The following is a 26667-nucleotide window of genomic DNA, read 5'->3' as shown; positions in this document are numbered from 1 at the left end:
GGCTGGGACACCCAAAATCAACGAATCAAAATCATACAAGATTAAATATCAATCAGTTACAAAAAACCGAAGAAAAGAACGCGGAAGTCAGGAAACAGGATTGAGGACAGCACCGGTGAGGAAATGGCCGCCGAAGAGATGATTTTCCAACGACTGGAATCGGCGGTGGACACACTCCCCTACCAGCGAAAAAAAGTACTGGAACTCTCCTACTTCGAGGATAAATCCTATCAGGAAATCGCAGAGGAATTGGGCATCTCAAAAAACACCGTCAAAAACCACCTGATCAAAGCAAGGATTAATCTTCGCGATCGGCTTTCCTAATTGGGGTAATAGTAGAACCTGAAAAAAACTGAGGGTTTTTATCCAATATGTTTGCATGGCATGGCACCACCAGCCAAATCCTCTTTGATTATTGGGTCGGAAGCCTGCCTAGCGGAAGGAAGGACCGATACTTCGACAAGTTCAGTACAAGCGACCGAAGGATCCCTAATTTCATCTTTTTCGAGAAATTTCATAAGCTGGTCAAGCCTATTGGCAAGAAAGTGGTTATCCAGATTATCCAAATAGACCATCAACAAGGGAAAATTAGCCTGAACTGCGATTAGAGGATACCATTGAATCAGCGTAACATCCTTGTCCTATAATTTTTTTAGTATCAAGGGCGCAGGGACATCAAAACCTTTCTATCACTCAAAAAGTCCGGCCATTAATTAGCATTTATTACTAAAATTTTCATTTGTTTTTATTTACTTATTCAAGTACATTTTCAACAAGTTAAGTCAAAGAAAATCAGCAGACTAAGTTGGATTTATTTTTAAGTTGTTTACAGCTTTTTGTCTAGTTTTTTTCGATTCAACTACTGTTAACTTTTAATATTCACCAAACAAACAAATCAAACTTAACATGAAAAGCAGTATCAAATTCTCAACAGTTTTGTTGTGTCTGGCTGTAGTCGGATGCATGGAAACCGGTCAGCAGCAATTGACAGAAAACAAGTCAATCCCAGAACCGGTGGCTTCAGATCCATCCGATGCCAATGCCAGAAAAGGAGGAGGCTCCACTGGACAAATCTACCTGTCCGTTACTGTAGATGACTTAAAACTTGCTAGTGATGGAAAAGGAACTTATACAAATGGAATAGACGGAATTTCAGCCCAGTTCACATCTCCAGATGGAAGCCTCTCCCTATCCACCAGTAACACAAGAATCAAAAATCCCAGAAAATTGATTTTTCCTGACGGTGCAGGGTACACGATTAATCCAAATTTATCCGCCAACTATTTGTTGAATATTTTTGCTAACGATGTTGATCCCGCACCTTATAAAATGCAGGACATCCCCGTGGGCACCAGTCAGGTCATGGCGATGCGGATTTGGGGAACCAATTCAAGTGGCACTGTTGAATTCAGATTAATTTACAATTATGGAATTGGCGCAGGTTATGTTACAGATAAAGTGACCGTCACCAGAATCGACACTGTTACCTGGATAATAGGTTCCACTGATTCCGACACCTCAAATCCTGAGGCCACCGCAGCATTGACAGGCGGAAATAATAAAGACTTCAGAGGGTATTACTCGGTACCATTCAGGCTGGTAGTGAAAAGGATCAATTGACTTTCTTTACCAAGGAATACTTAAAATCTAAGACATGTTGGACAAAAAAGCCTCTGGAATCAATTCAGAGGCTTTTTTCTTTCAAAAATCCCTTTTCCTAAACACCCTCGTCGCAAGGAAATTTGGGATCAGCATCCAAATCAACAGCATTCCTGTCGAGATCAGAATCCCAGATCCACTGGAGAAAAACTGCTGGAAAAACGCTCCGGTATAGCCCATTAAAGCGGATATATCCAGCTGCATCAGCATCAGAATCCTGCCCAAATCCACCGGATTGAGCATCACGAGGGCCAAGGTAGTTTTCTCCAAAGGATAATCCGCAAAGCTGTAAATCACATAAAGCACCAGTCCATCATAGACCAGCGAGAAATAAATCCATAGCGCCAAGCTGACTCCGATAGCCTTGGCTTTGTCTCTGGTGAGCACACTCGCCAAAAAAGCAAAACCGGCAAACACCGAACTCAGAACCACCCCCACTGCGAGCAAAGTCAACAAGCTGCTATCTGCCCCCCAAAGCAACATGGGGAGCCCAAATCCCAGCAAAATCGACAAACTCAACATGATCACCACAGCGAGCAACTGACTCAAAAACACATGAATCCGCTTCACCGGCTGGGCGAGCATGAGCTCGATAAACTCCAGGTTGTTGTAAAAATGGGTGGTGGCAAAGACAGCCGCAATCAGCGGAATAAACAGGATCATGATATTCATCAGACTGAGCGACACCTTGCTCAGATCATCCGAAACCTGGTAAATCGAAATCGCCACCAAGGCCAAAAACACCGTGTAGATGATCGCAAAGCGGGATTTCAGAATATCGTAAAGCGCGTACTTGAGTAGTTTAAACATGGCTCAATTGAGTTTTACTTGACTTTTTTTTTAGGGTCCACTGCATCAGTTTGGCGATGGCGGGGGAAAACTTGCTCTCTCCGGTGATTTCCTTCAACTCCTCAATGGTATCGGAGAAAAAGACCTCTCCTTCGTAGATGTAAATTGCCCGATTGGTCAGCTCCTCGAGATCACTCAGAATATGGGAAGTAATCAGGATCAATTTCCCTTCCTCCCGCTCTTTTTTAATCTTGGCCTTTAGCACTTCTACTGCAATAGGATCTAATCCGGCGGTAGGTTCATCCAAAATCAGGATCTCCGGATTGAACAGGAAAGCCAAGGCAGCAGAGACTTTTTGTCGAGTACCACCCGAAAGGGTTCCCATGGACTTTTCTTTCATTTGCTCCAACCCAAAGGCCTCCACCAGTTCCAGATCGTACTCTTTGATCTCGGGACGCATGTCTTTCATCATAGAGAAAAGCTGTCCGATTTTCATATTAGCCGGATAGTGTCCTATCTGAGGCATATAGCCAATCTGCTTTCGGTAGTTCACATCTCCTTTGATGGATTGACTGCCGACGATGATGTCTCCACTGTCAGGAATAACCATACCCAGGATGGTTTTGATCAGGGTGGTTTTTCCTGAGCCATTTGGCCCCATGAGCGCATAACTGTTTCCGAGCTCAAACTCCAGATTGAATTCCTTCAGCACCTGCAGCTTGCCAAACTTTTTGGATAAGTGTTTAACCGAAATCATAAGGTCGCATTTTTGGGGAGTGGTCGATCATTTCGTTGGGGGTCATGGTAGGCAGGATTTTTTCCATCCTATCCAAAAGGGTCACCATAAAGCTTCTCCAAAGCATCACCGATGCTGGGATTTTCTCGACGATCATGCTATATAGGTTGATGGGACGGTAAGGCACATCTCCGATTTTGTCGCGGTTTAGGTCATAGCCCTCGTATTTGTCCCAATAGTTTTCTTTGAGCTCATTGAGCACGGTGTTGCCATTGGTACTGATGTCAAAGGTGTTTCCGGAGAAGTTATTGGCCTGGAAAAGGTTTTGGTCACAACTCGCCATGAGCTTCAGCGCCCAGCCGTTTTCCCTGAAGTTGTTTTCTTTAAACTGGATGCGACTGCTGCCCTCCATATAGATGCCGACCGTGTTTTTTTGAAAGGTATTTCCGATGACTTTGCTGTCAGAGATATCCTTGAGTAAGATGCCGTAAGCGCTGCTGCCCCAGTTTTCTTCGAATCGGTTTTCCTGCATGGTCACGTTTTTGGTGTACATGACCGCCACACCTGCCCCGTTTCTTTTGAAGGTGTTTCTCAGATAGGTATTGTCATGCGAAAACATGAAGTGCAATCCATAGCGCATATTGCCTTGGATAAAGTTTTCTTTTGCGAGGGAATTGGTCACAAACTCCAGGTAAATCCCATCTCGATGCCCGGAAACCTCATTTTTCTCAATCAGATTGTCTTTACATTTCCAGAGATGAATCCCATTGCCAACTTCGAATTCTCGCGTAGCAGATGCTTTGACTTTATTATTTCGGATGGTCAGGTTAGAAGAATTGGAAAAGTGAAGTCCAAAAAAGGTATCTTCCAGGATGTTGTTTTCTACCGTGCAGTTTTTGGAATCGAAGAATTTGATCGCAGCCGAATCGTCCATGTTAGACTTTCCGGTTCGGATAAATTTCAGTCCCCGGACCAATACATTTTCAGCAGCAATGAGAAAAATATTGCCCTTGTTTTCCCCATCCATCACCGGGTAGTTTTCACCGATCAGACTCAGGGGCTTGCGGATCGTAACCGCTGATGCTGTATAAACCCCCGGAGAAAATATCAGCGTATCACCTGCCACAGCCCGATCTACTGCCGCTTGGATGGATTGGCCGGGCTTAAGAATGATCTTGGCTGCTTCCACGGAAAAACCGAAGAAGATCAACATGAAAATCAATGAAATAATACGTTTCATGGCTATTTGAATTGAGTGGTGAGTTCGCCCCAAGCGAGGTACACGCCTCCATTTTTCGCTTTATACTCTTTGAGAAGTTGGTAATCAGGGAAAGCGACTACCTCAGAAGCCATAGGGGTTTTGAATTCGGGCGACTTGAGGTAATGGGCGATATTGGCATCGATCAGGGTGCCCGGATTGAGGTAGTCCATGACCAGGACATGCTTAAAAACTTGACTTTTCCCTTTTTGGGAATCCATGTAGCCTAGCATGCAGTTGACATCGTCGAAGATGAAAATTTTGCCTTTTTCAGTGACCAGTTCAGCTCCAAACTTGGGATCCATCAGGGTCATTTTACAATGGTGGCAGGCATCCTGTCCAAGGACAATAGGTCGCGGATCGGTACTACAGGCAGCCAATACCATCAAGGAGATCAGTGCAATCAATAATCGGTTCATAGCAAGGGTCAGTTAAAGGTCTTTTGGTTTATTATTGGGCATTATTTCCCTTTCCAATCCAGGAAAACAGCAAGCATCAACATGCCTACTCCACCCATGAGAATCCAGCTACCGGTATCGGGACCGGAGTAAGCCAGAAAATTTAAGAGTTGTTTGTATCCAATCAGCGGCGGCTGGTACACCATCCCTTCCACTTTGATGGCTGCCTTGGGGTCAAGCTCATGTCCATATTCATAGCCCCAGCGGTACATATCTGCCAGAATAGCAATGCCAAATAGGGTCAAGAGTCCAAGAAAGGAATAAAGTGACCACCTTTTCCCAATCAGGAAAAAGACCACTCCCAAACTGATGATCGCTCCCATCACATACTTGAGGTAGGTAAACTCTGGAAACATCTCCACTCCGATATGCTTCATGCCGATGTAGTGATTGACTCCGTTGATCTGATCCACATTGCCACTGAGATGATCGATCCAGATTTTCATATTCAGCCCTTCGGGATACTGAGGTGCCCACAGGCTGATCTGCCAAAGGGGAGTGAAATAGCTTGGGATCAAGGTCAAAACTGCGACAAGAATGAGCAACCGGTTGGTAATACTGAGGGATTTCATAGCAAGGGGGTAGAAATTCGCCGGTGAATCGCTCCACCGGCGAAAGTGGATTTTTTATTCAGAGACTCCGGTGGAGTACTTCAGGGGAACATTGGATCCTTTGGGAGATACTCTGAGGTAGCCTTGCATCTCTTGGTGAAGTGCGGAACAGAAGTCCGTACAATAGAAGGGGAATACACCTGTTCTGTCAGGCACCCACTTCAGGGTTGCGGTCTCACCCGGCATGATCAGCAGTTCGGCGGTATTGGCGCCTTTGATTGCAAATCCGTGCGGCACGTCCCAGTCCTGTTCGAGATTGGTCACGTGGAAGTACACCTCATCACCCACATTCACCCCTTCGATATTGTCAGGTCTAAAGTTGGATCGGATCGAAGTCATGTAGACATGGACCTGATTACCTTTTCGTTCTACTCGGGCATCGTTGATTCCTTTGAGGGCATACGGGCTTTGATTCTTCTCAATCGGATAGAATTTGACCTGTTTATCCTTGATCAAGGATGCAGGGAAAGCTTCTGCGTAGTGCGGCTCACCGATCGTTGGGAAGTCCAAAAGCAGCTGCATTTTATCTCCTGAGATGTCATAAAGCTGTGCAGAGTGAGCGAGTTCAGGTCCGGTAGGCAGGTATCGGTCTTTGGTGATTTTGTTGTAAGCGACCAAATACTTACCATGAGGTTTACCTGTGGGACCGCCAGGGATGCTGAGGTGACCTACAGAATAGTACGTCGGCACGCGGTCCACTACCTGAAGGGTTTCAATGTTCCATTTCACCACTTCGGAAGACACAAACATGGAGGTGTAAGCAAAACCTTTCCCGTCAAATTCGGTGTGCAAAGGACCCAACCCCGGCTTTTCGACCTCACCATGAAGTACGGACTCGTACTTCAATACCGGCATTCCATCGAGGGTGCCTTCGAAATCCTGTTTCTCAATGGCAGCGAGCATTTTGGTGAAAGAAAATACGGGGATCACTGCAGCAAGCTTACCGGAACCTACAATGTATTCACCGGTTGGATCGGTATCCGTACCATGCGGAGATTTAGGGCATGGAATGAAATAGACGATATCCTTCAATTCTTTCGGGTCGAGCACCAATACTTCTTCTTTGATGGTAGAGGTGGCCGAATGCGTATCTTCATTCCAGACGTTGTGCGCATATTTGACTTTTTTCTTGACGCCTTTTCCCGCTTTGATATACTCTTCAGCCTTTTTCCAATTGACCGCCATGATGTAGTCCTTGTCCTTTTGCGAAGCATTTACTTCCAAAAGCGTATGCGCCATTTCGGTATTGTAGGTAGAGAAAAAGAACCATCCGTGAGACTTGTTTTTTCCGGCACGGGCCAAGTCAAAATTGAATGGAGGAGCTTCGATCTGGAAAGAAAGATCCATGTGACCGGTTTGCTGGTCCACCCCGATAAAGGAAATGTAGCCTTTGAAATTGTCTTTGTAGGAATCAATGGAAACATCCTGGCCATTATCGGCAGGTACGGAGAAACGAGTTCCTGCTACCACATACTCGGTGTTTTGAGTCAGAAAGGGTGAGGAGTGATTACCTGCCGAATTGGGCAATTCAATGATCTCCACCGTTTTAAACTGGGTCAAATCCACCCGAGCAATCCGTGGCGTATTGTTGGCATTGCCAAAAGCCCATCGGGCATCGTGCTCGGCATTGGTGGTGGAGATAGCGATATGGTGAAGGTCATCCCAAGGCACAAATCCATGGGAGGTGTTCAACATGGGTTTGGTTTGCTCAGAGAATCCCCAACCGTTTTCCGGGTGAACTGAAAATACAGGAAGGATTTTAAACACCCGACCGGAGGGAAGCCCTACGACGGACATTTGACCATTAAAACCGCCCGAGACGATGTTGTAAAATTCATCATGCTGTCCTGGCGCTACATAGACCTTGGAAGCGGCATCGCCTGTAATGGCACTTTGGGCTCCTTTGGGTTTACATCCGGGTGCTATTGCTGCCGCCATCAGACCTGCAGCAAGTAGCCATTTGTGTGTGTTCATTGGATTTTAGTTTAACTGGGTTATTTCACAGCAGCATCGCGCTGACCGGTCTTTTCTTCATCATTTTTTCTCAGGTACTCCAGAATTCCTCTTGCATCATCCAAAGAGATGTTTTGATTGGGCATTCGGGTGAGGCATTCCTCCAACAGCTTTTGTGCCTCCGGATCCTGATCCAACATCACATCCACATTGGTGATCATATTCATGATCCACTCCGGACGTCTACGGTTGGTCACACCCTGGAAACCCGGTCCTACCAGTCGTTTGTCATTCAACTGATGGCAGGCAGTACATTTCATGTCTACAATTGCTTTTCCCTGATCAGCCAGAGCTCCATCCACCCCGGAGCCTAACTCGACACTTTTTACTTCTCCGATTCCTTTGGGGTCTGCTGTCGCAGGGGCGGATGTAGTAGAGGTACCTGAATCTGAAGCAGTGGATTGGGATTCACTTCCGCCGCCGCATGAAGTCATGAGCATCGCTACGATGCCCAATGACCAGATCATCGTTTTTTTCATAGTTTGGGATTTGTTTTGATTAGAAATTGAAGGGGTTAATAAAGGTTGGTCTAGGGAATACGTTGAAGAAAATAAAGACAGAAATGCCATACCCAAACCCAATGGAAATAAGGAAGAGCACACAAACAGTCCGAGGTGATAATTTTCTAAATAGCCGAGTTTGAGCCAAACCAAGGTGCCTTGGCCAAAGAGCAATACCTCGGTACCGACAAACCCAAGCAGGATCAAAATCCATCCTAGTTTGGAAAAAAGCGAAATGGGAAACCTTCCCTCAGCCATTGCCAAGCCCGCCAAACCCAAGGTCATCGCTCCCAACAACACCAGGTGCAAGAAACCTATCACATACATCCGAATGGTGTAGGAAATGACCGCAACCTCGGGTAGGACCAATAGCATTTGGAGGAAGGCTTTCGCGAAGAGACTTAGGATAGCCAATTGAATCATCAACTTCACAAATCCATCCAATTGGAGTAAAGGAAGCAGGATCCAGAATTTTCTGAGTAGGACCGCATAGGCAAAAGCCTGAAGAACCACTGCCAGGGAATTGATCCAAAAAAAGACCGGACTGGGATCTGCCCAGGTAATTACCAAGGCATAGGTCAAGACCACAGATGCAAGTAAAGCTACGAATTGAATACTGGAATAGAGGACCTTTAAACCTCTTTCTTCAGCAAAAAAAACGAGCAGTCCAAGTGTCCCCAAAACAAACCAGGCATTGAGCTGGAAGTGCAAAAACCACTGAATGGTCATGAAGTACAATTCATGCATTCGACCCAAGCTTACCGTGACGGGACCCAATGCCCATAAACCGAGCGTGGAAATCAGGTACCCGATCAAGGACCAACGGATCAATCGGATCCCTGTGGTATTAGCTTGTTGCTGTAAGGATTTCCAAAATTTGAAAACAAATCTGTAGGACACCAATACAAACAGGGTAGAGAAGGTAATACTCACAACGCCATAGCCTTGTACAGGAAATGACAGGAACATGCCTACTAGAGAAATCAAAAGACCGATGAATAACCAGCCGTACTTTTGTGCCAGATTTGTCCGACGCTCGACCCCGAAGATCATCCCACCCATCAGCATCATAAACCCCCACCCCAAGAGGGCAAGATGAGAATGAGTGTGAAGAATGTGACGGTATTCGAGCATAGGAATTTCCACCAGATGAAAAGCACGCATGATCAGCCCCAAGAGAGCGGCTACCAGAAAAAAGACCAGCGCCCATCGGATCCAAATGCGTGTAAACAATTCGTTTGGTTTAGAAATCCTCATGATATTCGGACAAAAAGGTTTTTTTAATTTAAGAATTTAATTGAGAATAAAGAACCATCGCTTTGGGAAACAGGACATTGTTTTCCAAGTGAATGTGAGTATGCAAGTCTTCCTCAAATTCCTGCAGCATAGAGAAGGCTACCCGATAGGTTTGGCAGGCATCTACCGGAGGGGTATATCCTTGGGTCAAGGAATCGATTCTTCTGAACCGCTCCCCCTCTGTATCATGCTCATCTTCCATCATAGCAATGGGATTTTCGATATGCCCGAAATGAGGCTTTGATAATGGGAAATTGTTGAGCTGGGCCTCTTCCATCGCTTTGATGTAAGGGAAGAGAACGAATTCTTCTTTTTTCATGTGGATGGTGAGCGCATCGGCTGCTGCGAAAAACTCTTCGCGGATCGGGGTCAGCTCGGGATGACGATCTCCATGCACCCGTTCGATTTTTTCTACATAAAATTTCAATGCAGGAATGGTCTCTTCCACATAGTTATGATGGACACTCACGATGTAGTCAATCAATTGGCTGAGAGACATTTCCTGATAGGGCGACTGATCCGCCACCTGCATGACTACTTCCAGTTTTTCCACTACTTGATCGAGATCCAACCCGCGGGTGGAGCAAGCATCGGAAAGTTTTACCGCTCCCTTGCAACAGAAGTCGATTCCAAACTCGGTGAACACCTTTGCGGTACGAAAATTTTCCGCTACGATTTTGCCTACTTTCTTTTCTGCGATAGTTGCCATAGTATTTCAATTTTTAAGGATATTTTTATCTTTTATTTTGGTAAATTTTTTTAAGTTTTTAAGAAACTGATACCTGTGTTTATACCCAGGGCCATATCCTGAAGGGTGGTAGTCATCATCATGCCGGTCAGGTGGTCCCGAATAGCCTTAAACTTGTGATGGACTGCGCAGGGGTGCTTCTCCGAGCATTCCTGCAACCCCAAGGCACATCCGATAAAAATGGAATCGCCATCGATTACTTGCACAATCCGATATAAGGGTGTTTTACGTCCCTCCTCACTGATTTCGAAGCCTCCATGCGGACCTTTGATGGATAACAGGAGATTTTCCCGCACCAAAGTTTGGAGAATTTTGGCCGTAAACGCCTCCGGAGAGTTGGTCGCAAAGGCGATATCTTTCAGGCCGGCGCGCTCCTGACCCTCCGGTAGCGTAGCCAGGAAAACCATGGAGTTGATTGCATATTTACAGGCTTTGGAAAACATCTGCTAACGAATTGATGACTCAAATGTAAATGAAAATTAATAAAGGACAAAAATATCCTGTAATATTTTTTTAAAAATATTTTCCCGATTCGATTCGCCGTAAACCCAGAGGTATTCATTTCTCCCGGCTTATTGGCAAATCATGGGATAAAGGGGTATCTTTGTGTACCTTTCTATAGACATGAAACTCCACTCACTACTATCCTTCCACTTTTCATTCCTTGCCGATACCTATTCGGTTGAGGTTGCCAAGATGGTAGTATGTCATAGTAAAGCTTTTATCAGGTAACCCTCCGTCAACTAAACGGAGGGCAAAAATCCGTACACCATATCCTAACGAACAGTGCCGATTCCAACAGGGATCAGGCCTATTCCCTTTTGTACCCCCTGATAAAAACAATTAAAAATCATGAAACCAATTCTGAGTCATTCGGACTATAAAACGATCCATACCTTACTTCAAAATCTCCCCTCCCATCTCAAAGGAAAAGAAGTAAGTCAACTCCAACTTGAAATTAAAAAGGCAGAAATCATCGCCGACCGGGCCATTTCCGAAGACATCATTCAGCTCAACTCCCGGTTTGAGGTCATTGAACTTTCCAGCGGAAAGACGATGAACTTTCAACTGGTCCTTCCCCAACAAGCGGACCTCAAACAAAACAGGATCTCCATTCTCAGTCCACTCGGGGTGGCCTTGATCGGTTTTAGAGAAGGAATGACGGTGGAGTGGATGCTGCCGGGAGGATTGAAGAAACTTCAGATCAACCGGGTTCAAAAAGACAGTCCCATCACGGGTAATCCCGCTGCTTCATCTCAAACGGTTCAGGTATGAAATCGAGCATGACGCAAGCGACACACAGAGGGATGATTATAATCCATGCGAGATTCCATCTGACCATTAAAAATCAAATTATAAACAGATGAAATCGAGCATGACGCAAGCGACACACAGAGGGATGATTATAATCCATGCGAGATTCCATCTGACCATTAAAAATCAAATTATAAACAGATGAAATCGAGCATGACGCAAGCGACACACAGAGGGATGATTATAATCCATGCGAGATTCCATCTGACCATTAAAAATCAAATTATAAACAGATGAAATGGACCTACGCTATCCCTGCTAAACTGAAAGCATCCTTGGTATTGACTGGTGTGATCGGAATCATCCTGGTCAACAACCTGACCGAACGATCTCAAACCCGGGAACTCAAAACAGCTTTTGAGTCCATATACGAAGACCGACTGATCGCCGAGAGCTACATTTTGCAGCTCTCGGACGAACTGCGCTCGATCCAGCATATTCTGGAAAGCAACCCGGACAAGAATGAGAACCAGCTGAATTCCCATTGGCAAAACATGGAGCAAATCAACCTCAACTACCTGGAGACTCAACTCACGACGGAAGAGAAAGCCCATTTTGATGCTTTTGAAAAAATCACCTGGAATATGTCGCTGGGGATCAAAGAAAGAAAAAATGTCAATCCTCAAATTGAAGCGGCTTTTGGCGAACTGAAGATCCTTTCTCAAATCCAGGTCAAAGAAGCTGAGGCTTTGGTCAGCAAAACGGGCAGAATTTTCTCCTCAGACGCCGCCCATGCGCAGTTGGAAATAGCCCTGCTGATCATTGCGGCTTTGGTAGTTCAGGCTATTTTGTTTGCCTCGAAGACCCTAAGTTCGGCGCCAAAAGCACCGTCTCAACTGAATTAATTTGTCCTTTGTCCGAGCGGACACGGCACCTTAAATTCCAAGTAATGCGGAATTTTCTCCTGCCCGATTTTGATTTATCAGTTTTACTCTGCTTATTTCGGACTCTTTGCTCTTAATTAAAGTGCCTTTGAGAATCCTTATGGCAAAGGAGTTCCAGTCAAAGACTATCCAAGTATTCACCAACAGCAAAAAAGTATCACTTGAAAGCCCTCTCCCAAGTCGGAAAATATGGATTGCGAGCCTTGCTCTACTTGGTAGCCTATCCTCCGGACAGTCAATACCTCAGCATCCGACAAATCTCGGATGACTTGGGATTGTCTTTCCATTTTGTCACCAAAATCTTCCGTGAACTCACCGAAAAGGGTCTTCTCATCTCTTATCGGGGTCCCTCGGGGGGAATTGCACTCGCTAAACCAGCCGAGGAAATCATGCTACTCGAGGTGATCAAGGCTCTAGAAGGAGACGATTACTTTGACAAATGCCTGATCGGATTGCCACATTGTGGCTCAGCTAAGCCCTGCCCTGTGCATGAATTTTGGAAAGAGGTGAAAACGAAACTCCAACATAACTTCTCCGAAACCAGCCTGGCTCTTTTGGGTGAAAAAATCCGAACTCAAGAAGTCCGTTTGGATGATTGATATTTTTATACCCTTAATTAGGAATAAATAGTCTTAAATATGAAATAACCCTTTACCCACCCATCCATGAAGACAGAACCCAGCTTCCTAACCTACCTGATGAAGCCCAAAAACTGGTGGCTTCCCTTTCTCCTGATCTTCACCGTGAGTATCAGCGGCTTGATTTTCATTGGCTATCAGACCTACAATGAAGCCCCTCCGATCCCGGATTATGTGGATTCAAAAGGAAATGTGGTCATCTCGAAGGCAGATATTTTGGCCGGACAGGAGGTTTTTCATCGCTATGCACTGATGGAATACGGAAGCATGTTTGGTGACGGGGCTCTGCGTGGACCGGATTTTACCGCCCAAACGCTGCACGAAATGGCCGAGTCCATGAAAGAGTTTTACCAGGTGCAATTTCCAATCGAGCCAAATCCGGTTGCCCAAGCGGGTATCGAAGAACTGGTCAAGCAGGAAATCAAGGAAAACCGGTACCAGGGGGAAGACAATCAAGCTGTATTGAGTGATGCTCAAACTTTTGCAGCCAATGAAATCAATACCTTTTATCAGCGGGTTTTTCGGGATCCGGAATTTCATGAAGCCTTCAAGCCTTCCGGCTATCTGACCGACCCCAAGGAAATCGAGCAACTGAGCAAGTTTTTCTATTGGGGTGCTTGGGTGTGCAGTGTATCCCGACCGGGAGAAACGTACAGCTACACCCACAACTGGCCCTTTGACCCTGAAGCCGGCAATACTCCGACTGCCTCTACCATGCTTTGGAGCATCCTCGGCTTATTTGGATTGGTACTTGGATTGGGAGCCGTGATGTACTACTACGGGCAGTTTGAGCAGCTAACTGAGGAATACTATGCCAAAGGTGCCTCAGAAATGGTAACAGAGGAGAAAGTGAGAACTTTCCGACCCACACCGACCCAGCGGGCCACCTTTAAGTTTTTCTATGTCGCCATTCTGTTGTTTTTGGTTCAGGTGCTCGCCGGTGTTTTGACCGTGCATGACTTTGTGGGGTTCACATCTTTCTTTGGATTTGATCTTCAGGCTTTGATTCCGGTGACAATCTCCCGCAGCTGGCATGTGCAGATTTCCCTGTATTGGATTTCAGCTTGTTGGGTAGGCATTTCCTTTTTTATCCTTCCTCTCTTGGCCAAAGGCGAGCCCAAAGGTCAACTCCAACTCATCAATTTGCTTTTCGCCATCTTCTTTGTTTTGGTTGCCGGATCGGTAGTCGGGATTTACATGGGTCCGATGGGAATGCTGGGCAAGCTCTCCAGATGGTTGGGTCACCAAGGTTGGGAATTTGTGGAGCTGGGAAGACTGTATCAATACATGCTTTTGGCGGTTTTTGCCTTATGGGCCGTGATTGTCTATCGGGGACTGAAAGGCGTGATGGATAAAGCCAAGCCCTGGGAACTGCCCAATTGGCTGGTCTATGCGGTTGTGTGCATTTTGATTTTGCTGGTATCCGGCTTCGTGGCCAGTCCAGAGACCAATTTTGTGGTGGCCGATTTTTGGAGATGGATGGTGGTGCACATGTGGGTGGAAGCCTTCTTTGAGGTGTTCACCACGATCATCGTCGGCTACATGATGGTAATGATGGGCTTGGTCAATCGGCAGGCGGTGACCAAAGTCGTTTATCTTGCTGCCTTGCTGTTTTTGGGTTCGGGATTGCTGGGGATTTCACACAATTTCTACTGGAATGCCAAGCCTGTAGGCACTTTGGCTTTGGGTTCGGTCTTTTCCACACTTCAGGTCGTACCCTTGATTTTGCTCACTTTGGAAGCTTGGCGCATGCAGCGCATGCCTCAGCTATTGGCCAATAAAAACAATGAAACTGGTCGCTCCTCGCTTTTTGCCATGCCCGGTGTATTTCTGTACCTCCTCGGGGTCAATTTCTGGAATTTCTTCGGAGCGGGTGTTTTTGGTTTAATTATCAACTTACCCATCGCTAACTACTACGAGCACGGCACCTATCTCACCGTCAATCACGGGCACGCAGCCTTGATGGGCGTGTATGGGAATTTATCCATTGCGGCAATCTTATTTGCCCTTCGCTACCTGACCAAGTCCGATACATGGAATCCCCGCTTGGTCAAAGTTTCCTTCTGGTCGATCAATCTGGGCTTGGTGTTTATGGTCGTGCTGGACCTCTTCCCAGCCGGATTGCATCAACTCTTTACGGTGATGGATCAAGGGTATTGGTTTGCCCGATCCCAGGAATTCATCCAAAGCACCCCTTTCCAAACCATGACTTGGCTGCGAATTGTTGGTGGTTCCATTTTCCTCCTTGGAGGCGTTTTGCCTCTTACCTGGATGGTTCTAAAAAGCGCCAGAAACCTAAAACCTGATCAACCCTTTGTTCTCAACCGCTTCCATCAGGAGCGAAAAGAAGTAGAAGTTTATTAATTCCAAATACCCTTAAACTATGCACGACCCTACGCATGACTATGCCGTCAACCTTGAGTGGAATCACGGACGAATCGGACAGCTGAGCAGTCCCGAACTCGAAAACCTCATCGAATGTGCCACTCCACCGGAATTTCCCCATGGAGTACCGGGCATTTGGTCCCCGGAGCACCTCTTCACCGCTGCAGTCAGCTCCTGCTTGATGACCACCTTTCTCTCCGTGGCTGACCATTCCAATCTGAAAATTGAAAAATTCACCTGCAAGGCCACTGGAACACTGGCCAAGCAAGATGGAAAATGGATGATGACTGAGGTGCATCTCTTCCCCGAACTCACGCTCAGCCCGGGAGAAAAAGAAGAACGGGGCCTAAAAGTGCTGGAAAAAGCCGAAAAAGCCTGCCTGATCTCCCATTCGATCAAATCAGAAATCAAAATGACACCGACTATTCTTCAACTCGAACTTCATTAATTCCAATCAGTAGCAAAGGTCAAAAAGGGCGGATCTCTTGGGTCCGTCTTTTTTCTTGCTAAAATAGGAATTGGAAACAGTGCTTAACTTACCTTAGAACATGGCAAAAACCACACCCCTCAAACGCCACCCTGCTCTCCATCATCTCAGCCATGACCACCATCATGGACTTCTACTTTGCTGGAAAATCCGGCAGGGATTCAAACTGGGCGTTGAACCCGACCGAATGAAGACCTATTGCGAATGGTTTTGGGAAAATCACTTGCAGGCTCATTTCGAAGAGGAAGAAAAACTCATTTTCCCCATTTTGCCGGAGGATGATCCGATGATCAAGCAAGCCCTGAGTGAGCATAAGCGCCTACGAAAGCTCTTTTTCACCTGGGAAAATCCAGCGAAGACCCTGGGGCAAATCGAAGAGGACCTGGAAAAACATATCCGATTCGAGGAGCGGGTACTTTTTTCGGTCATTCAGGAAAAAGCCACTTCCGCACAACTGGAAGTAATCGCAGCGCAGGGTGATCGGGAAAAATTTGTGGAGAATGGGGACGATCCGTTTTGGATCATTGGCAGCTAGCGCCTCTTCCAAAACTGAATTTTTTCCCAGTAGCTCAGCCTCCGGATATTGACATCCCAATAGGGATAAAGTCGGTTTTTGGAGAGGTTATTGATCAAAATCGAGGACAGAAAAAGGGTCAAAATCCCTGTCATCACCGGATTGATCACATAGAAATACCCCATTTGTCTCACTTCTTCCGAACCGATATTGGCAATCAGGGCAATGGCCCCGCCCGGAGGATGAAGGGTTTTGGTGTATTGCATCGCCAAAATGGACAAGGAAACCGCCAAGGCGGGAGAAATCCAGATGTATGCTGTACTGGAGAAAAGTTTATAGACGCTTACCCCAATAAAAGCAGAGATCAGGCTTCCAAAGATCAATTTTCTGGGCTGGGCCGCAGGACTGTTGGTCATTCCAAAAAGTAAAACCGAACTCGCCCCAAAGGCCCCGATCAAAAACAAGGCATCGATATTTCCCACGGTATGGAAAACATTTTGCATCAAACCGATACTGCTCAGTCCCAAAAATGATCCTACAAATGCCCAAAGGTTATCAATGGGATTGTGGGAAGTCTCCCGATAGGCGATGAGCCGTGCTTTTCGCAGACCTCTTTTGATTTTTTGAGTAGGCATAGGATATAAGCAAGCCCCAAAAATAGGACAAGAGACTCCCTTAACCAATCTGTCCGCTACTTCTCTTTCTCCAAATTTTAAAAATCAGTTGCGCAGATCATAGCCCCTCCAACATACTCATCAATTTGCCTCTTACTTCTCCTGCTAGCGACTCAATCGCCGGGTTTTGCACCACCGACATCGCCGCCGCAGGGTCCATGATCGTCACCTCATAGTCTTCTCCTCCAAGACTTCGGATGGTCACATTGCAGGGTAAAAGTGTGCTGACATGCGGCTCGGCAGTCAACACCTTATCCGCAAAAACCGGATTACAAGCGCCCAAAATCAGAAAAGGCGGATAGTCTTTGTCCAACTTCTTTTTCATCGTGGCCTGAATGTCGATTTCGGTCAGGATGCCAAATCCAACTTCTTTTAGGCCTGTTTCCACTTTGGTTCGGAGGGTAGCCAAATCGGCTGATTTGAGGGTACGGGATTGGTAGTAAGTCATGGCTAGAAGGGTTTGAGGTAAATACCAAAAGTAAAACTCGATCAAAAAGTCCTTTTGGACAGTGACTTGGGTTACAATCTATGATCTTTTTTAACCCCTTCAATCCTGATGGAGCCTGTGAGAATAAGAGTTAAAAACTCCATGTTTTCCCTTATTTTGACATTTTTGTCCATTTAGATAGATTTGGTTCTATCTATTTTTACATTCTCGTCAGAATAAGAGTATTCACAATACTTAATACGGAAAAGGCACTCACCATCATTTCTAGCTAAAGTCGAATTTGACTAGCCAAAAACCCCAACAAATTCTCTAAAATTTTCTCTGGTGATCACTTTAAAATCTGCAGAATAGGCGTCCTGAAAGGCAGAAGGTATTTTCACTTTTGCACCCGTATTCCATTTGAATTCAAAAGCAGACAACTTCCCGTCTGCCTCCTCCAAATAATCAATTTCTTGTTGCTGCTTAGTTCTCCAAAAGTAAGTGTTGGCGAAAACTCTGTGATAGTGATTGCGCTTGAGCCGTTCGGTCATCAAGAAATTTTCCCACAATGCTCCAATATCATTTCTAAACTCAATGGGGTTAAAATTTTGGATAATGGCATTCCGGATTCCATTGTCATAAAAATAGATTTTCCTATTCGTCTTAATTTCATTTCGGAGATTTCTGCTAAATGAAGTCAATGGATAAATAATACAGGAAAGCTCCAGCAAATGAATGTAATTAGACACCGTGTTTTTATCCACTCCTGTCAATTGCGCCAATTCATTATAGCTAACCTCATTGCCGATTTGAAAAGCCAACGCTTGGAGTATTTTTCCCAAAGCATCAGGTTTCTTGATGTTTGCAAAGGATAGAATATCCTTAAAGAGGTAACTCTGGGTTATCTCATTTAAAATCTGACGCTCCTCGCCCCGCTGATTGATGACGTCAGGGTAAAAGCCATAAATCAATCGGCTTTCAAAATCACGAAGGGCATCGATATACCCCACTGACTTTTCATATTCTTCGTAAGAAATCGGATAAAGAGCATACTCAAACTTTCTTCCGGTGAGAGGTTCATTCGTATTATTTCTGAGTTCGAAGGCAGAAGAACCACTGAGGATTAATTGGACGTGCTTGAATTGGTCATGGATTATTTTAGCAGTAAGGCCAATATTCTCGATCCGCTGGGCCTCATCAATAAAAATGATTTTTGAACTCCCTATTAGCGTTTCAATTTGCTTCGTGTTGGGGTTGGTCAGCTGCTGTTTGATCAATGGATCATCTCCATTAAGGAACAAAAACTCCATATCTCTTAGGATTTCTTGGATAAGAGTCGTTTTTCCTACCTGTCTTGCTCCGATTAGCACAATAGTTTTTCCCTTGAATAGCTGATCGGAGATCCTTTTCTTGAGAATTCTTTCTATCATAAATTTTACCAATTCACCAAAAGTAATGCTTTTTGGTGAATTCATTCACCAAAAGTCATGCTTTTTGGTGAATTGGGCATTTTGGAAAAGAATTTAGCCTCAATTCCTCCACACGCCTGATTCGGTTTTCAAGGTTTGTTTTTTGCTTTCACCCAAATCGCCCAAGGTCTGCTTATCTCCCCGGAAATGCTGCAAATAATAGGTGCCTGCGTAGCCCTTTCCCCTCAGCCAAGTTTCCATAGCCTGAAGATCTCTGGCTGTTAATTGATCCGAGTGAACAGTGGTCCGCACCTCAAACCGAACCTTGGATGGGATGAGGATTTCGAGGGATTTTTCAAAGGAAGCAAACAAATCAGAACGGGTGATTTTCCAGTAGTTTTCTGGCATAGCCTTGAAATCCAGGGCCACATAGTCCAGTAGATTTTCCTCAATCAGTTGTCGGATGACCTCGGGCCGACTGCCGTTGGTGTCGATCTTCACCTCAAAACCCATCTTTTTCACTTCGCTCACAAACGGAATCACCTGAGGATGAATCGTGCATTCTCCCCCGCTAAAGACCACCCCATCCAGCAATCTCCTCCGGGAAATCAAAAAATCCTGTACATGTTCCCAACTCAATTTTCCTTTGCCCAAGACAATCTCCGGATTGTAGCAGTAGCCACAGCGCATGTTGCAGCCGGCAAACCAAAGGATGCAGGCCGTGCGGTCCGGGAAATCCAGCAAGGTAAATGGGGAGACGCTGAAGACAGGTCTCCCCTTTTCCAGGCTACTCGTTGAAATGGGTGCGTTGTTTGTGTTCACCTTTTTTGCCGATGTTGAAACTCTCTACAGGTCTGTGGTAGCCCATCACGCGGGTATAGACCAGACATTTGGTGCGCTTCTCCTCGTGGAGTTGAAGTAAAGTTTGGGTTTCGATTTGCTTAGTGTTTGTCTGCATAGTGGATTGGATTTTGGTTTAAGTCATTCAAAAGGGCTTCGTCGCATTGAGGACAATATTCGTGTTCGCCATTGAGGTAGCCGTGAACCGGGCAAATACTGAAAACCGGCGTCACGGTGATGTAGGGTAGCTTGAAGTTGGACAATACTTTTTTCACCAGACGGCGACAGGCCTCGGGCGATGAGATTTTCTCCCGCATGTAGAGGTGAAGGACTGTACCGCCGGTGTATTTGCATTGGAGTTCGTCCTGCAGCATCAAGGCCTCAAATGGGTCATCGGTAAAATCAACCGGGATTTGGGAGCTGTTGGTGTAGTAGATGTTTTCTTCCATTCCGGCTTGGATGATCTCAGGAAAGCGTTTTTTGTCCTCCTTGGCAAATCGATAGGTGGTGCCTTCGGCAGGGGTGGCCTCGAGATTGTAGAGATTACCCGTTTCCTCTTGGAATTCCTTCATCCGATTGCGGATATATTCGAGGAGTTCCACTGCTAGATTTTGGCCATAATTTCCGGTAATAGCTTCTTTTCCGCCAGTAAAATTGAGAATCATCTCGTTGAGACCATTCACGCCGATGGTAGAGAAGTGGTTTCGAAAATGCTTCAGGTAGCGCTTGGTATAAGGGTACAGACCCCGGTCATACATTTCCTGAATGAAGACCCGCTTTTTCTCCAAGGTGGACTTGGCAATCTGCATCAGGTAATTCAGACGTTCATAGAGTCCCTCCTTATTTCCTGCATACAAATAGCCCAATCTCGCCATATTGATCGTGACCACGCCGATACTTCCGGTCATCTCCGCACTACCGAAAAGCCCATTGCCTCTTTTCAGGAGTTCACGGAGATCCAATTGAAGTCGACAGCACATCGAGCGAACGGCGTTGGGTTTGTATGCATGGGGATTTTCGACCTTTTGGCCGTTATCATCATAGGTATATTGACTGCCGATGAAGTTTTGGAAGTACGAAGAGCCGATTTTGGCGGTGTTTTCAAAAAGCAAATCCGTATTTGGGCCATACCAGTCAAAGTCCTCGGTGATATTCACCGTGGGAATCGGAAAGGTAAACGGCTGTCCATTGGCATCGCCCTCGGTCATGATGGTGTAGTAAGCCTTATTGATCAGCTGCATTTCGGGTTGAAAATGTTTGTAGGTCAAGTCCTCCAGAGAATTTACTCCGCGCTTTTTGGCCTTTTCCATCAATAGGTCCGAATCAATTCCCAGGAACAGATGCAGGTCGTTTCTGGTCGGCATCTGATCCTTGAGATCTTCCGGTACCACCCAGTCCAGGGTCACATTGGTAAACGGCGACTGACCCCAACGGGCGGGAACATTGAGATTATAGACAAATGACCGGATGGCTTTTAAGATCTCCTTATAGTTAAGCTGATCTTTGAAAACATAGGGAGCCAAGTAGGTATCGAAAGAACTGAAGGCCTGAGCACCGGCCCACTCGCTCTGAAGAATCCCGAGAAAATTAGCCATTTGCCCCAAAGCCTCGCGAAAATGGGCAGGAGGCCGACTTTCGACCCTGCCACGAACCCCATTGAACCCTTCGTTGAGTAAACCCCTCAGGCTCCACCCTGCGCAATAACCCGTAAGACAGTCCAAATCATGAATATGAATATCCCCGTTGCGGTGGGCATAACCTTCCTCCTTATTATATACTTTGTCCAGCCAATAGTTAGCGATGATCTTCCCGGCCACATTGTTGACCAAGCCGGCATTGGAATAGGAGGTGTTTGCGTTGGCATTGATCCGCCAGTCCGTCTGCTTGATGTATTCCTCGATGGTCTGCGTGCTGTCCACGTAGGTGGTGTCTTCGTTGAGCCCTGCCACGTGTTCACGCTGCAGCTTGCGGGTATGACGATAGAGCATAAAGGAGCGCATGACTTCGAAGTGGCCGGCCCAGTACAACTCCTTTTCGATCAGATCTTGGATTTCTTCTACCGCCCAGGTGGTTTTTGAATCCAACCGGTAGAGAATTCGGCCAAAAACCTGATCGTCGTATACGGTCGAAACACTTTGAAAACCTTTTTTTAAGGCATCTTCAATTTTATAGAGTGCAAAAGGCTCATATTCTCCATTTCTTTTGATTACATACTTTTCCATAAATCACCCAATTAAAGGACTATTTGATCCTCTAATATGAATCAAAAAGCACACTACCAAGAAAAAAAGGGGGCTAATTATCCTCATTTTAAGGCCTGATATAAATCATACTTTTTACTCCGAAATTACCGCCTTACTTCCTTTTAGACCCTAAAAAATGAGGGTAGCTTTGCTGCTTGCAATCTATTGACCTTTCGCATAACCTGATTCAATAATGATTCCTTCTCCGCATTCCTTCCATATTCCCGTGATGGGCTTAGGCTACACCGTAGACACCCCGATCAAAGTCGCCCCTTGGGGCATATCCAGTGTGGTTTCAATCATGGATGATCACTTGCTGGAAGAAATGAGAAAAATCTACTCCGAAAAATCGGGCCTGGCATTCACTCCTATTTCTGAAAAGCTACAAGATTACCGTGCTGAACGAATCAAGGCTTACCTCAACCTCATTCAAGATCTGGTGGAAACCAAACTGGAAACAATCAAAGGATTTGAAACGCTGGAAGATGAGTCACTTCAGAAGTACCTGGAACTGTTGCCAAGCGATCACCCTATGCATGGGCTTATGGAAATAGCCCTACGAGCTGAGCCAAATCAACAGCGTAAATACTTCGACGAAATCAGAGAGATGATCCAACCCGGCAGCATCGATGTCAACATCATGACCAAAGTGGACAAGCTCAACTATGACGAAAACGGCATCAACTTACCCCGGGAATATTCGGACGCCCTCTCTGCCCTGAGGGGATTTGCAAACAGCAGACTGGCAGGTGCAGTGATTTTTTCCGCAGGAATGAATCCTGCCTTATATGCCTATGCTGAGCAGTTTGAGGACTTTTTCCCGGACAAAAGCGGAATCGTCAAAAAAAGGATCATCCTCAAAGTCAGCGATTATCGCTCGGCACTGATCCAGGGGAAGTTTTTGGCGAAAAAAGGCTTGTGGGTTTCTGAGTTCCGCATCGAATCCGGACTCAACTGTGGCGGGCATGCTTTTGCTACTGATGGATTTTTGATCGGACCGATTCTGGAAGAATTCAAAGTCAATAAAAAAGACCTCAGATCCACCCTCTTTGAAACCTGTCAACAGGCTATTCTTGAAAAAGGAAAAAATCAATTCCGCCAAACTCCACCATTAAACATCACCTACCAGGGCGGCATTGGCACGCATGAGGAGGATCATTTTTTAAGAACCTATTACCAACTTGACGGCACAGGCTGGGGCAGTCCCTTTCTGCTGGTGCCTGAAGCCACTTCAGTCGACGAGGACACGCTGCAACGGATTTTAGAGGCCAAAAAGTCCGACTATTTCCTCAGCTATGCTTCCCCACTAGGCGTTCCTTTCAATAATCTTCGCACATCCAGTGGAGAAGACCAACGCAAAAGACGGATAGAAAACAATCGGCCCGGCAGCCCTTGCTACAAAAAATTCCTCACTTTCAGCACCGAATTCACCGAAAAGCCCATCTGCACCGCCTCCAGACAGTATCAAAATCTGAAAACCAAACTGTTTCAAAACGGAGCTATTTCTAAGGCTGATTTGGAGGAAACACTAGCCAAAGACTGCCTCTGCGAAGGATTGAGCGCACCGGCTATCCTGGCCAACGAAGGACAACCCAAGCGTAATCTCAACGCAGTGACCATTTGTCCCGGACCCAATTTGGCCTACTTCAAAGGCATTTTCAGCCTGAAAGAAATGGTGGGGCACATCTATGGAAAAATCAGACTTCAACTCGACCAGGATCGACCACACGTTTTTGTGAAAGAGTTGCAACTCTACATCGATTACCTCAAAAACGAATGGGAAAAGCTGGGCCCCGAGGTGAATGCCAAGCAAGCCGGCTATCTGGAAAAGTTTAAAACCAACCTCCAAAAAGGCACCGAATATTACCAATCCCTGATTGATCAATTCCAAGTGGACACCGAAGAAGTGATCCAAAACATGAAGGAACAGCTCTATGAGGCCCTATCCCAACTGGAAAAATTCCAACCTGCACTCATGGAGTCCAAATGATCTGCATTACCAAAAAAATCGAGTTTGAGGCAGCCCATCGTCTGAGTAATTACTCCGGTGCCTGTAGTCAAATCCATGGACATACCTACAAACTTGAAGTGACCCTATGCGGCCCCATTGATCCGGAAACAGACATGATCATGGATTTCAAGAATTTGAAACTGATCCTTCAGAACACGGTCCTCTCCCATTTTGACCACAGTCTGATTTTGAAAGACAATCCCGAAAATCGAATGATCTTCGCGGACTATTCAGGAAAAGTCACCTGGATGGAAACCGAACCCACAGCCGAACGGATGATCGAATGGATCGTGCGGGAAGTTTCCCGAATCCTGCCCCAAGGCTTGGCGCTCACCAAACTCAAACTTTATGAGACCTCCGGCAGCTATGCTTCATGGGAAAAATAATACAGGATGTTTTTGTCTTTTAATTAGGGATTCGTAAATTTGGACATGGAAAGGGACTCGGTCCCTTTTCTTTAAAAATTAAAGCGGATATTTTTATCCTTTATTATATGGAAAATATTGCTCAGCTACCCATCAGAGAGATCGTTTCAAAAGATTACAGGGCAGCCTTGGTATTCAGAACCTTTGGAATAGACTTTTGCTGCAAAGGAGACCAAACGATCCAGGAGGCCTGTACCAGAAAAAAAGCAGATCCTCATTTACTTCTCGAAAAACTAATTGAAGCTTTCACCTCCCCTTCCGAAGATCACTTCGATTACCAAAGCTGGCCTTTGAGTCTGTTGGCCAATTACATTGAAAATAAGCATCATGCCATGATCCGGGAGCGAATTCCGCTGATCCGCAAATTTCTAAAGCGTGTAGTCAAAGTACACGGAGCACACGAACCTAACCTAAAAAAGATCAAATCCTTATTTGAGGATTCTTCAGAAGACTTGCAAAGACACTTGGAGCAGGAAGAGTTGATTATTTTCCCATTCATCCGGAAAATATCCACTGACGAGGAGCGCAAACGTTTACTACTGAGTCCTTCTTTCCAACAAATCCGGGAATTGATCTACGAATTGATGGCAGACCATGAGCAAGAAGGTGCCTGCCTGGAAGAAATCAGACAACTTTCGAATGATTACACTCCGCCTGCTTATGCCTGCAACACCTACAAGGTGGCCTTCGCTTTATTGGAAGAATTTGATGTCAGCATGCAAAAACATATGCATCTCGAGCGAAACATCTTGTTTCCCGAAGCCATTTCTCTTGAGGTTGCTGCAAACCTGAACTAAGCCTCCTCATGTCCTCTGCTATCCTAAAACCCTATCATCTCCTTCCCCTGGTTTTTATAAGCCTGGTTTTGGGCATTTCAGGGGGATGGATCAGACTGGGGCATCTGGTGCTCCCCGGTTCCGAATCTGCTGCCCAGCACGGCCTGCTGATGACAGGAGGCTTCCTCGGCACGCTGATATCCATCGAGCGGGCGATGGTTATGGAAAAGAAAATGTGGCTAATCATTCCCATTCTAACGGGAGTTTCCATGCTGCCCATTTCCATGGGATATTCTGAAGTGGGGATGATCCTGCTGATGATCGGTTCATTGGGTCTGAGTCTGATCATGCATCTGCAAACCCTCAAACACCCCAAATTCCACACGGCCTTACTGTATGGTGGTGCCGCTTCTTGGTTTATTGGCAACTTCCTCGCTTGGCAGACGGGACTCATTGCGGCAGGAAGTACTTGGTGGATCGGTTTTTTGCTGTTTACCATCGTGGGAGAACGACTGGAGTTGAGTCAGTTTTTACCTGTTCCATCTTGGTCAAAAAACGCCCTAAAATCCATCCTTGCACTTTTTACTTTGGGATTGATTATTCCATTCCACGCTTGGGGAAATGAAATCATGGGAATTTCCGCCCTATTGATTTCAGCTTGGCTTTTGGTTTTTGACATGGCCAAAGTCGCTGCCCGCAAAACAGCCCAATTCCGGTATATCGGCATGGGACTCCGTGTCGGCTATGTGTGGCTGGGACTTCACGGATTGATTTTACTCGGGATGGAGAATCACTCCCTCTACTACGATCTTATGCTACATACCTTCTTTTTGGGATTCACTTTTTCGATGATTTGGGCACATGCACCGATTATTTTCCCGACCATTTTCGGAATCCGGGAGACGCCCTACCATTCGATCTTATGGATCACTTGGTTCGGCTTTCAAGTCAGTCTTTTGGGAAGGATTGCGGCAAGTATACTGGGAGAATTTCAGCTTCGCCAATTCTTCGGAGTCGCCAATGGATACCTGATTCTACTCCAATTCTTGTTGATGATCGGGGTGGTCATCTGGAAGATCAGGCAAAACAAGCGAATTCCGCCGGTCGGTAATTCAAGTCACCAAGGAGAATTGAAAAAGCGATCATTTTTGCATACAAGTGCTTAAAACTTGCCTACATATTGCCCTAATTCTGCTCATCCTTCTCAATGGCATGGGCTATACGTTTATTCAGGTTCATTTTTACCTGGATCGGGAGCAGATCACGGCGATCTATTGTATCAATAAGGACAAACCCAAACTCGAATGTGATGGCAAGTGTGAGCTTTCCAAAAGACTATCCCATGCCAAGGACCAAAATGAAAGTCAGGCAGAAATCACCCTTGAGGAACTGAATTTGACTTTTGTAGCACAAAGTATAAGTCAAAAAACCAATCTGAATCGCAATCTGAGTTTTTCAACCGAGAATACACCCAAGTATCAAATTCGCCATACCAAGGATTTAGGAAAAGACTTTTTCCACCCGCCTCAAGGCTGATTTTTCTTCAGAAAAGAATCGGCAACCGCTCGATTC

28 protein-coding genes are annotated in these 26667 nt (G+C 45.7%); 13 read left to right on the top strand and 15 right to left on the bottom strand.

All coding sequences use genetic code 11. The features are described from left to right. Nucleotides 1-45 precede the first annotated feature (45 nt). Entirely contained in the window at nt 46-324 is a 279-nt protein-coding gene (locus CLV31_RS17190) for an RNA polymerase sigma factor (RefSeq protein WP_317048786.1), read from the top strand. A 582-nt stretch (nt 325-906) separates the two neighbouring features. Next, nucleotides 907-1620 carry a hypothetical protein gene (locus CLV31_RS17180; RefSeq protein WP_146250921.1) on the top strand — a complete coding sequence of 238 codons (714 nt, stop codon included), beginning with the start codon at nt 907-909 and terminating at the stop codon, nt 1618-1620. 81 nt (nt 1621-1701) lie between these two features. Here CLV31_RS17180 and CLV31_RS17175 read toward each other — a convergent pair whose 3' ends face one another. From CLV31_RS17175 to CLV31_RS17135, 9 genes are read right to left on the bottom strand one after another with little or no spacing between them, the layout of a single operon-like run. Continuing rightward, nucleotides 1702-2469: an ABC transporter permease subunit gene (locus CLV31_RS17175; RefSeq protein ID WP_111394294.1), complete on the bottom strand. Its 768-nt coding sequence runs from the start codon at nt 2467-2469 to the stop codon at nt 1702-1704. After that, on the bottom strand, nt 2462-3205 hold the full coding sequence (locus CLV31_RS17170; RefSeq protein ID WP_111394293.1) for an ABC transporter ATP-binding protein: 744 nt from the start codon (nt 3203-3205) through the stop codon (nt 2462-2464). The genes CLV31_RS17175 and CLV31_RS17170 overlap by 8 nt, the downstream gene beginning before the upstream one ends. Next, nucleotides 3192-4424: a nitrous oxide reductase family maturation protein NosD gene (locus CLV31_RS17165; RefSeq protein ID WP_111394292.1), complete on the bottom strand. Its 1233-nt coding sequence runs from the start codon at nt 4422-4424 to the stop codon at nt 3192-3194. Before CLV31_RS17165 ends, CLV31_RS17170 begins: the two co-directional genes overlap by 14 nt. 2 nt (nt 4425-4426) lie before the next feature. Beyond that, nucleotides 4427-4861: a nitrous oxide reductase accessory protein NosL gene (locus tag CLV31_RS17160; protein WP_111394291.1), complete on the bottom strand. Its 435-nt coding sequence runs from the start codon at nt 4859-4861 to the stop codon at nt 4427-4429. 41 nt (nt 4862-4902) lie between these two features. After that, nucleotides 4903-5472, bottom strand: coding sequence for a hypothetical protein (locus CLV31_RS17155; RefSeq protein WP_111394290.1), 570 nt, complete (start codon nt 5470-5472; stop codon nt 4903-4905). Between the two features lie 54 nt (nt 5473-5526). Next, on the bottom strand, nt 5527-7485 hold the full coding sequence (nosZ, locus tag CLV31_RS17150) for a Sec-dependent nitrous-oxide reductase (protein WP_111394289.1): 1959 nt from the start codon (nt 7483-7485) through the stop codon (nt 5527-5529). Between the two features lie 20 nt (nt 7486-7505). After that, nucleotides 7506-9281, bottom strand: coding sequence for a c-type cytochrome (locus tag CLV31_RS22080; RefSeq protein WP_245943433.1), 1776 nt, complete (start codon nt 9279-9281; stop codon nt 7506-7508). Between the two features lie 28 nt (nt 9282-9309). Then, nucleotides 9310-10029, bottom strand: coding sequence for an iron-sulfur cluster repair di-iron protein (gene ric / locus CLV31_RS17140; RefSeq protein ID WP_181452661.1), 720 nt, complete (start codon nt 10027-10029; stop codon nt 9310-9312). A gap of 50 nt (nt 10030-10079) precedes the next feature. After that, nucleotides 10080-10511 carry an RrF2 family transcriptional regulator gene (locus CLV31_RS17135; RefSeq protein ID WP_111394287.1) on the bottom strand — a complete coding sequence of 144 codons (432 nt, stop codon included), beginning with the start codon at nt 10509-10511 and terminating at the stop codon, nt 10080-10082. 409 nt (nt 10512-10920) lie between these two features. On the opposite strand from CLV31_RS17135, the gene CLV31_RS17130 reads away from it, so the two are divergent. The 6 genes from CLV31_RS17130 (at nt 10921) to CLV31_RS17105 (ending at nt 16311) form a co-directional block, all read left to right on the top strand. Further along, nucleotides 10921-11343 (top strand): GreA/GreB family elongation factor, encoded by a 423-nt coding sequence (locus tag CLV31_RS17130; RefSeq protein ID WP_111394285.1) that lies wholly within the window; start codon nt 10921-10923, stop codon nt 11341-11343. A 272-nt stretch (nt 11344-11615) separates the two neighbouring features. Continuing rightward, nucleotides 11616-12227: an MCP four helix bundle domain-containing protein gene (locus CLV31_RS17125; protein ID WP_111394283.1), complete on the top strand. Its 612-nt coding sequence runs from the start codon at nt 11616-11618 to the stop codon at nt 12225-12227. A gap of 200 nt (nt 12228-12427) precedes the next feature. Continuing rightward, on the top strand, nt 12428-12865 hold the full coding sequence (locus CLV31_RS17120) for an RrF2 family transcriptional regulator (protein ID WP_111394281.1): 438 nt from the start codon (nt 12428-12430) through the stop codon (nt 12863-12865). Between the two features lie 66 nt (nt 12866-12931). Beyond that, nucleotides 12932-15268 (top strand): nitric-oxide reductase large subunit, encoded by a 2337-nt coding sequence (locus CLV31_RS17115; RefSeq protein ID WP_111394279.1) that lies wholly within the window; start codon nt 12932-12934, stop codon nt 15266-15268. A gap of 19 nt (nt 15269-15287) precedes the next feature. Beyond that, the gene (locus CLV31_RS17110; protein ID WP_111394277.1) at nt 15288-15737 is read left to right on the top strand and encodes an OsmC family protein; all 450 of its coding nucleotides are present in this window, start codon (nt 15288-15290) and stop codon (nt 15735-15737) included. Between the two features lie 100 nt (nt 15738-15837). After that, nucleotides 15838-16311 carry a hemerythrin domain-containing protein gene (locus CLV31_RS17105; protein ID WP_111394275.1) on the top strand — a complete coding sequence of 158 codons (474 nt, stop codon included), beginning with the start codon at nt 15838-15840 and terminating at the stop codon, nt 16309-16311. Here the strand turns inward: CLV31_RS17105 and CLV31_RS17100 are convergent. From CLV31_RS17100 to CLV31_RS17075, 6 genes are all read right to left on the bottom strand, one after another. Then, nucleotides 16308-16925 (bottom strand): HPP family protein, encoded by a 618-nt coding sequence (locus CLV31_RS17100; protein ID WP_111394273.1) that lies wholly within the window; start codon nt 16923-16925, stop codon nt 16308-16310. The two genes, CLV31_RS17105 and CLV31_RS17100, sit on opposite strands and share 4 nt — an antisense overlap. 97 nt (nt 16926-17022) lie before the next feature. Then, complete coding sequence (locus CLV31_RS17095) at nt 17023-17412, bottom strand: DUF302 domain-containing protein (RefSeq protein WP_111394271.1); 390 nt, start codon at nt 17410-17412, stop codon at nt 17023-17025. A gap of 284 nt (nt 17413-17696) precedes the next feature. Beyond that, nucleotides 17697-18821 (bottom strand): ATP-binding protein, encoded by a 1125-nt coding sequence (locus CLV31_RS17090; protein ID WP_111394307.1) that lies wholly within the window; start codon nt 18819-18821, stop codon nt 17697-17699. A 99-nt stretch (nt 18822-18920) separates the two neighbouring features. Then, nucleotides 18921-19622, bottom strand: a complete 702-nt coding sequence (locus tag CLV31_RS17085; RefSeq protein WP_245943432.1) for an anaerobic ribonucleoside-triphosphate reductase activating protein — start codon at nt 19620-19622, stop codon at nt 18921-18923. Next, entirely contained in the window at nt 19588-19758 is a 171-nt protein-coding gene (nrdD, locus tag CLV31_RS22190) for an anaerobic ribonucleoside-triphosphate reductase (RefSeq protein ID WP_111394269.1), read from the bottom strand. The genes CLV31_RS17085 and nrdD overlap by 35 nt, the downstream gene beginning before the upstream one ends. Continuing rightward, nucleotides 19742-21862, bottom strand: a complete 2121-nt coding sequence (locus CLV31_RS17075; protein WP_111394267.1) for a ribonucleoside triphosphate reductase — start codon at nt 21860-21862, stop codon at nt 19742-19744. The genes nrdD and CLV31_RS17075 overlap by 17 nt, the downstream gene beginning before the upstream one ends. 214 nt (nt 21863-22076) lie before the next feature. On the opposite strand from CLV31_RS17075, the gene CLV31_RS17070 reads away from it, so the two are divergent. The 5 genes from CLV31_RS17070 to CLV31_RS17050 all read left to right on the top strand — a co-directional run bounded on the left by CLV31_RS17070 (nt 22077) and on the right by CLV31_RS17050 (nt 26631). Beyond that, the gene (locus CLV31_RS17070; RefSeq protein ID WP_220084348.1) at nt 22077-23873 is read left to right on the top strand and encodes a hypothetical protein; all 1797 of its coding nucleotides are present in this window, start codon (nt 22077-22079) and stop codon (nt 23871-23873) included. Further along, nucleotides 23870-24280, top strand: a complete 411-nt coding sequence (gene queD / locus CLV31_RS17065) for a 6-carboxytetrahydropterin synthase QueD (RefSeq protein WP_111394265.1) — start codon at nt 23870-23872, stop codon at nt 24278-24280. The genes CLV31_RS17070 and queD overlap by 4 nt, the downstream gene beginning before the upstream one ends. A 107-nt stretch (nt 24281-24387) precedes the next feature. Beyond that, on the top strand, nt 24388-25116 hold the full coding sequence (ric, locus tag CLV31_RS17060; RefSeq protein WP_111394263.1) for an iron-sulfur cluster repair di-iron protein: 729 nt from the start codon (nt 24388-24390) through the stop codon (nt 25114-25116). 8 nt (nt 25117-25124) lie between these two features. Beyond that, the gene (locus CLV31_RS17055) at nt 25125-26261 is read left to right on the top strand and encodes a hypothetical protein (RefSeq protein ID WP_111394261.1); all 1137 of its coding nucleotides are present in this window, start codon (nt 25125-25127) and stop codon (nt 26259-26261) included. Continuing rightward, nucleotides 26254-26631: a hypothetical protein gene (locus CLV31_RS17050; protein ID WP_146250920.1), complete on the top strand. Its 378-nt coding sequence runs from the start codon at nt 26254-26256 to the stop codon at nt 26629-26631. The genes CLV31_RS17055 and CLV31_RS17050 overlap by 8 nt, the downstream gene beginning before the upstream one ends. Nucleotides 26632-26667 lie beyond the last annotated feature (36 nt).

Origin of the sequence: Algoriphagus aquaeductus, from assembly GCF_003253485.1 — a bacterium.
GTDB classification, from domain to species: Bacteria; Bacteroidota; Bacteroidia; order Cytophagales; family Cyclobacteriaceae; genus Algoriphagus; species Algoriphagus aquaeductus.
Note: the sequence above shows the minus strand (reverse complement) of the source record. Positions and strands in the feature narration are given on the sequence as shown.

Bases quoted from the DNA above. Each gene is read 5' to 3' on its own strand.
- CLV31_RS17180 (WP_146250921.1), top strand. From the start codon at position 907: ATGAAAAGCAGTATCAAATTCTCAACAGTTTTGTTGTGTCTGGCTGTA.
- CLV31_RS17175 (WP_111394294.1), bottom strand. From the start codon at position 2,469: ATGTTTAAACTACTCAAGTACGCGCTTTACGATATTCTGAAATCCCGC.
- CLV31_RS17170 (WP_111394293.1), bottom strand. From the start codon at position 3,205: ATGATTTCGGTTAAACACTTATCCAAAAAGTTTGGCAAGCTGCAGGTG.
- CLV31_RS17165 (WP_111394292.1), bottom strand. From the start codon at position 4,424: ATGAAACGTATTATTTCATTGATTTTCATGTTGATCTTCTTCGGTTTT.
- CLV31_RS17160 (WP_111394291.1), bottom strand. From the start codon at position 4,861: ATGAACCGATTATTGATTGCACTGATCTCCTTGATGGTATTGGCTGCC.
- CLV31_RS17155 (WP_111394290.1), bottom strand. From the start codon at position 5,472: ATGAAATCCCTCAGTATTACCAACCGGTTGCTCATTCTTGTCGCAGTT.
- nosZ (WP_111394289.1), bottom strand. From the start codon at position 7,485: ATGAACACACACAAATGGCTACTTGCTGCAGGTCTGATGGCGGCAGCA.
- CLV31_RS22080 (WP_245943433.1), bottom strand. From the start codon at position 9,281: ATGAGGATTTCTAAACCAAACGAATTGTTTACACGCATTTGGATCCGA.
- ric (WP_181452661.1), bottom strand. From the start codon at position 10,029: ATGGCAACTATCGCAGAAAAGAAAGTAGGCAAAATCGTAGCGGAAAAT.
- CLV31_RS17135 (WP_111394287.1), bottom strand. From the start codon at position 10,511: ATGTTTTCCAAAGCCTGTAAATATGCAATCAACTCCATGGTTTTCCTG.
- CLV31_RS17130 (WP_111394285.1), top strand. From the start codon at position 10,921: ATGAAACCAATTCTGAGTCATTCGGACTATAAAACGATCCATACCTTA.
- CLV31_RS17125 (WP_111394283.1), top strand. From the start codon at position 11,616: ATGAAATGGACCTACGCTATCCCTGCTAAACTGAAAGCATCCTTGGTA.
- CLV31_RS17115 (WP_111394279.1), top strand. From the start codon at position 12,932: ATGAAGACAGAACCCAGCTTCCTAACCTACCTGATGAAGCCCAAAAAC.
- CLV31_RS17110 (WP_111394277.1), top strand. From the start codon at position 15,288: ATGCACGACCCTACGCATGACTATGCCGTCAACCTTGAGTGGAATCAC.
- CLV31_RS17105 (WP_111394275.1), top strand. From the start codon at position 15,838: ATGGCAAAAACCACACCCCTCAAACGCCACCCTGCTCTCCATCATCTC.
- CLV31_RS17100 (WP_111394273.1), bottom strand. From the start codon at position 16,925: ATGCCTACTCAAAAAATCAAAAGAGGTCTGCGAAAAGCACGGCTCATC.
- CLV31_RS17095 (WP_111394271.1), bottom strand. From the start codon at position 17,412: ATGACTTACTACCAATCCCGTACCCTCAAATCAGCCGATTTGGCTACC.
- CLV31_RS17090 (WP_111394307.1), bottom strand. From the start codon at position 18,821: ATGATAGAAAGAATTCTCAAGAAAAGGATCTCCGATCAGCTATTCAAG.
- nrdD (WP_111394269.1), bottom strand. From the start codon at position 19,758: ATGCAGACAAACACTAAGCAAATCGAAACCCAAACTTTACTTCAACTC.
- CLV31_RS17075 (WP_111394267.1), bottom strand. From the start codon at position 21,862: ATGGAAAAGTATGTAATCAAAAGAAATGGAGAATATGAGCCTTTTGCA.
- CLV31_RS17070 (WP_220084348.1), top strand. From the start codon at position 22,077: ATGATTCCTTCTCCGCATTCCTTCCATATTCCCGTGATGGGCTTAGGC.
- queD (WP_111394265.1), top strand. From the start codon at position 23,870: ATGATCTGCATTACCAAAAAAATCGAGTTTGAGGCAGCCCATCGTCTG.
- ric (WP_111394263.1), top strand. From the start codon at position 24,388: ATGGAAAATATTGCTCAGCTACCCATCAGAGAGATCGTTTCAAAAGAT.
- CLV31_RS17055 (WP_111394261.1), top strand. From the start codon at position 25,125: ATGTCCTCTGCTATCCTAAAACCCTATCATCTCCTTCCCCTGGTTTTT.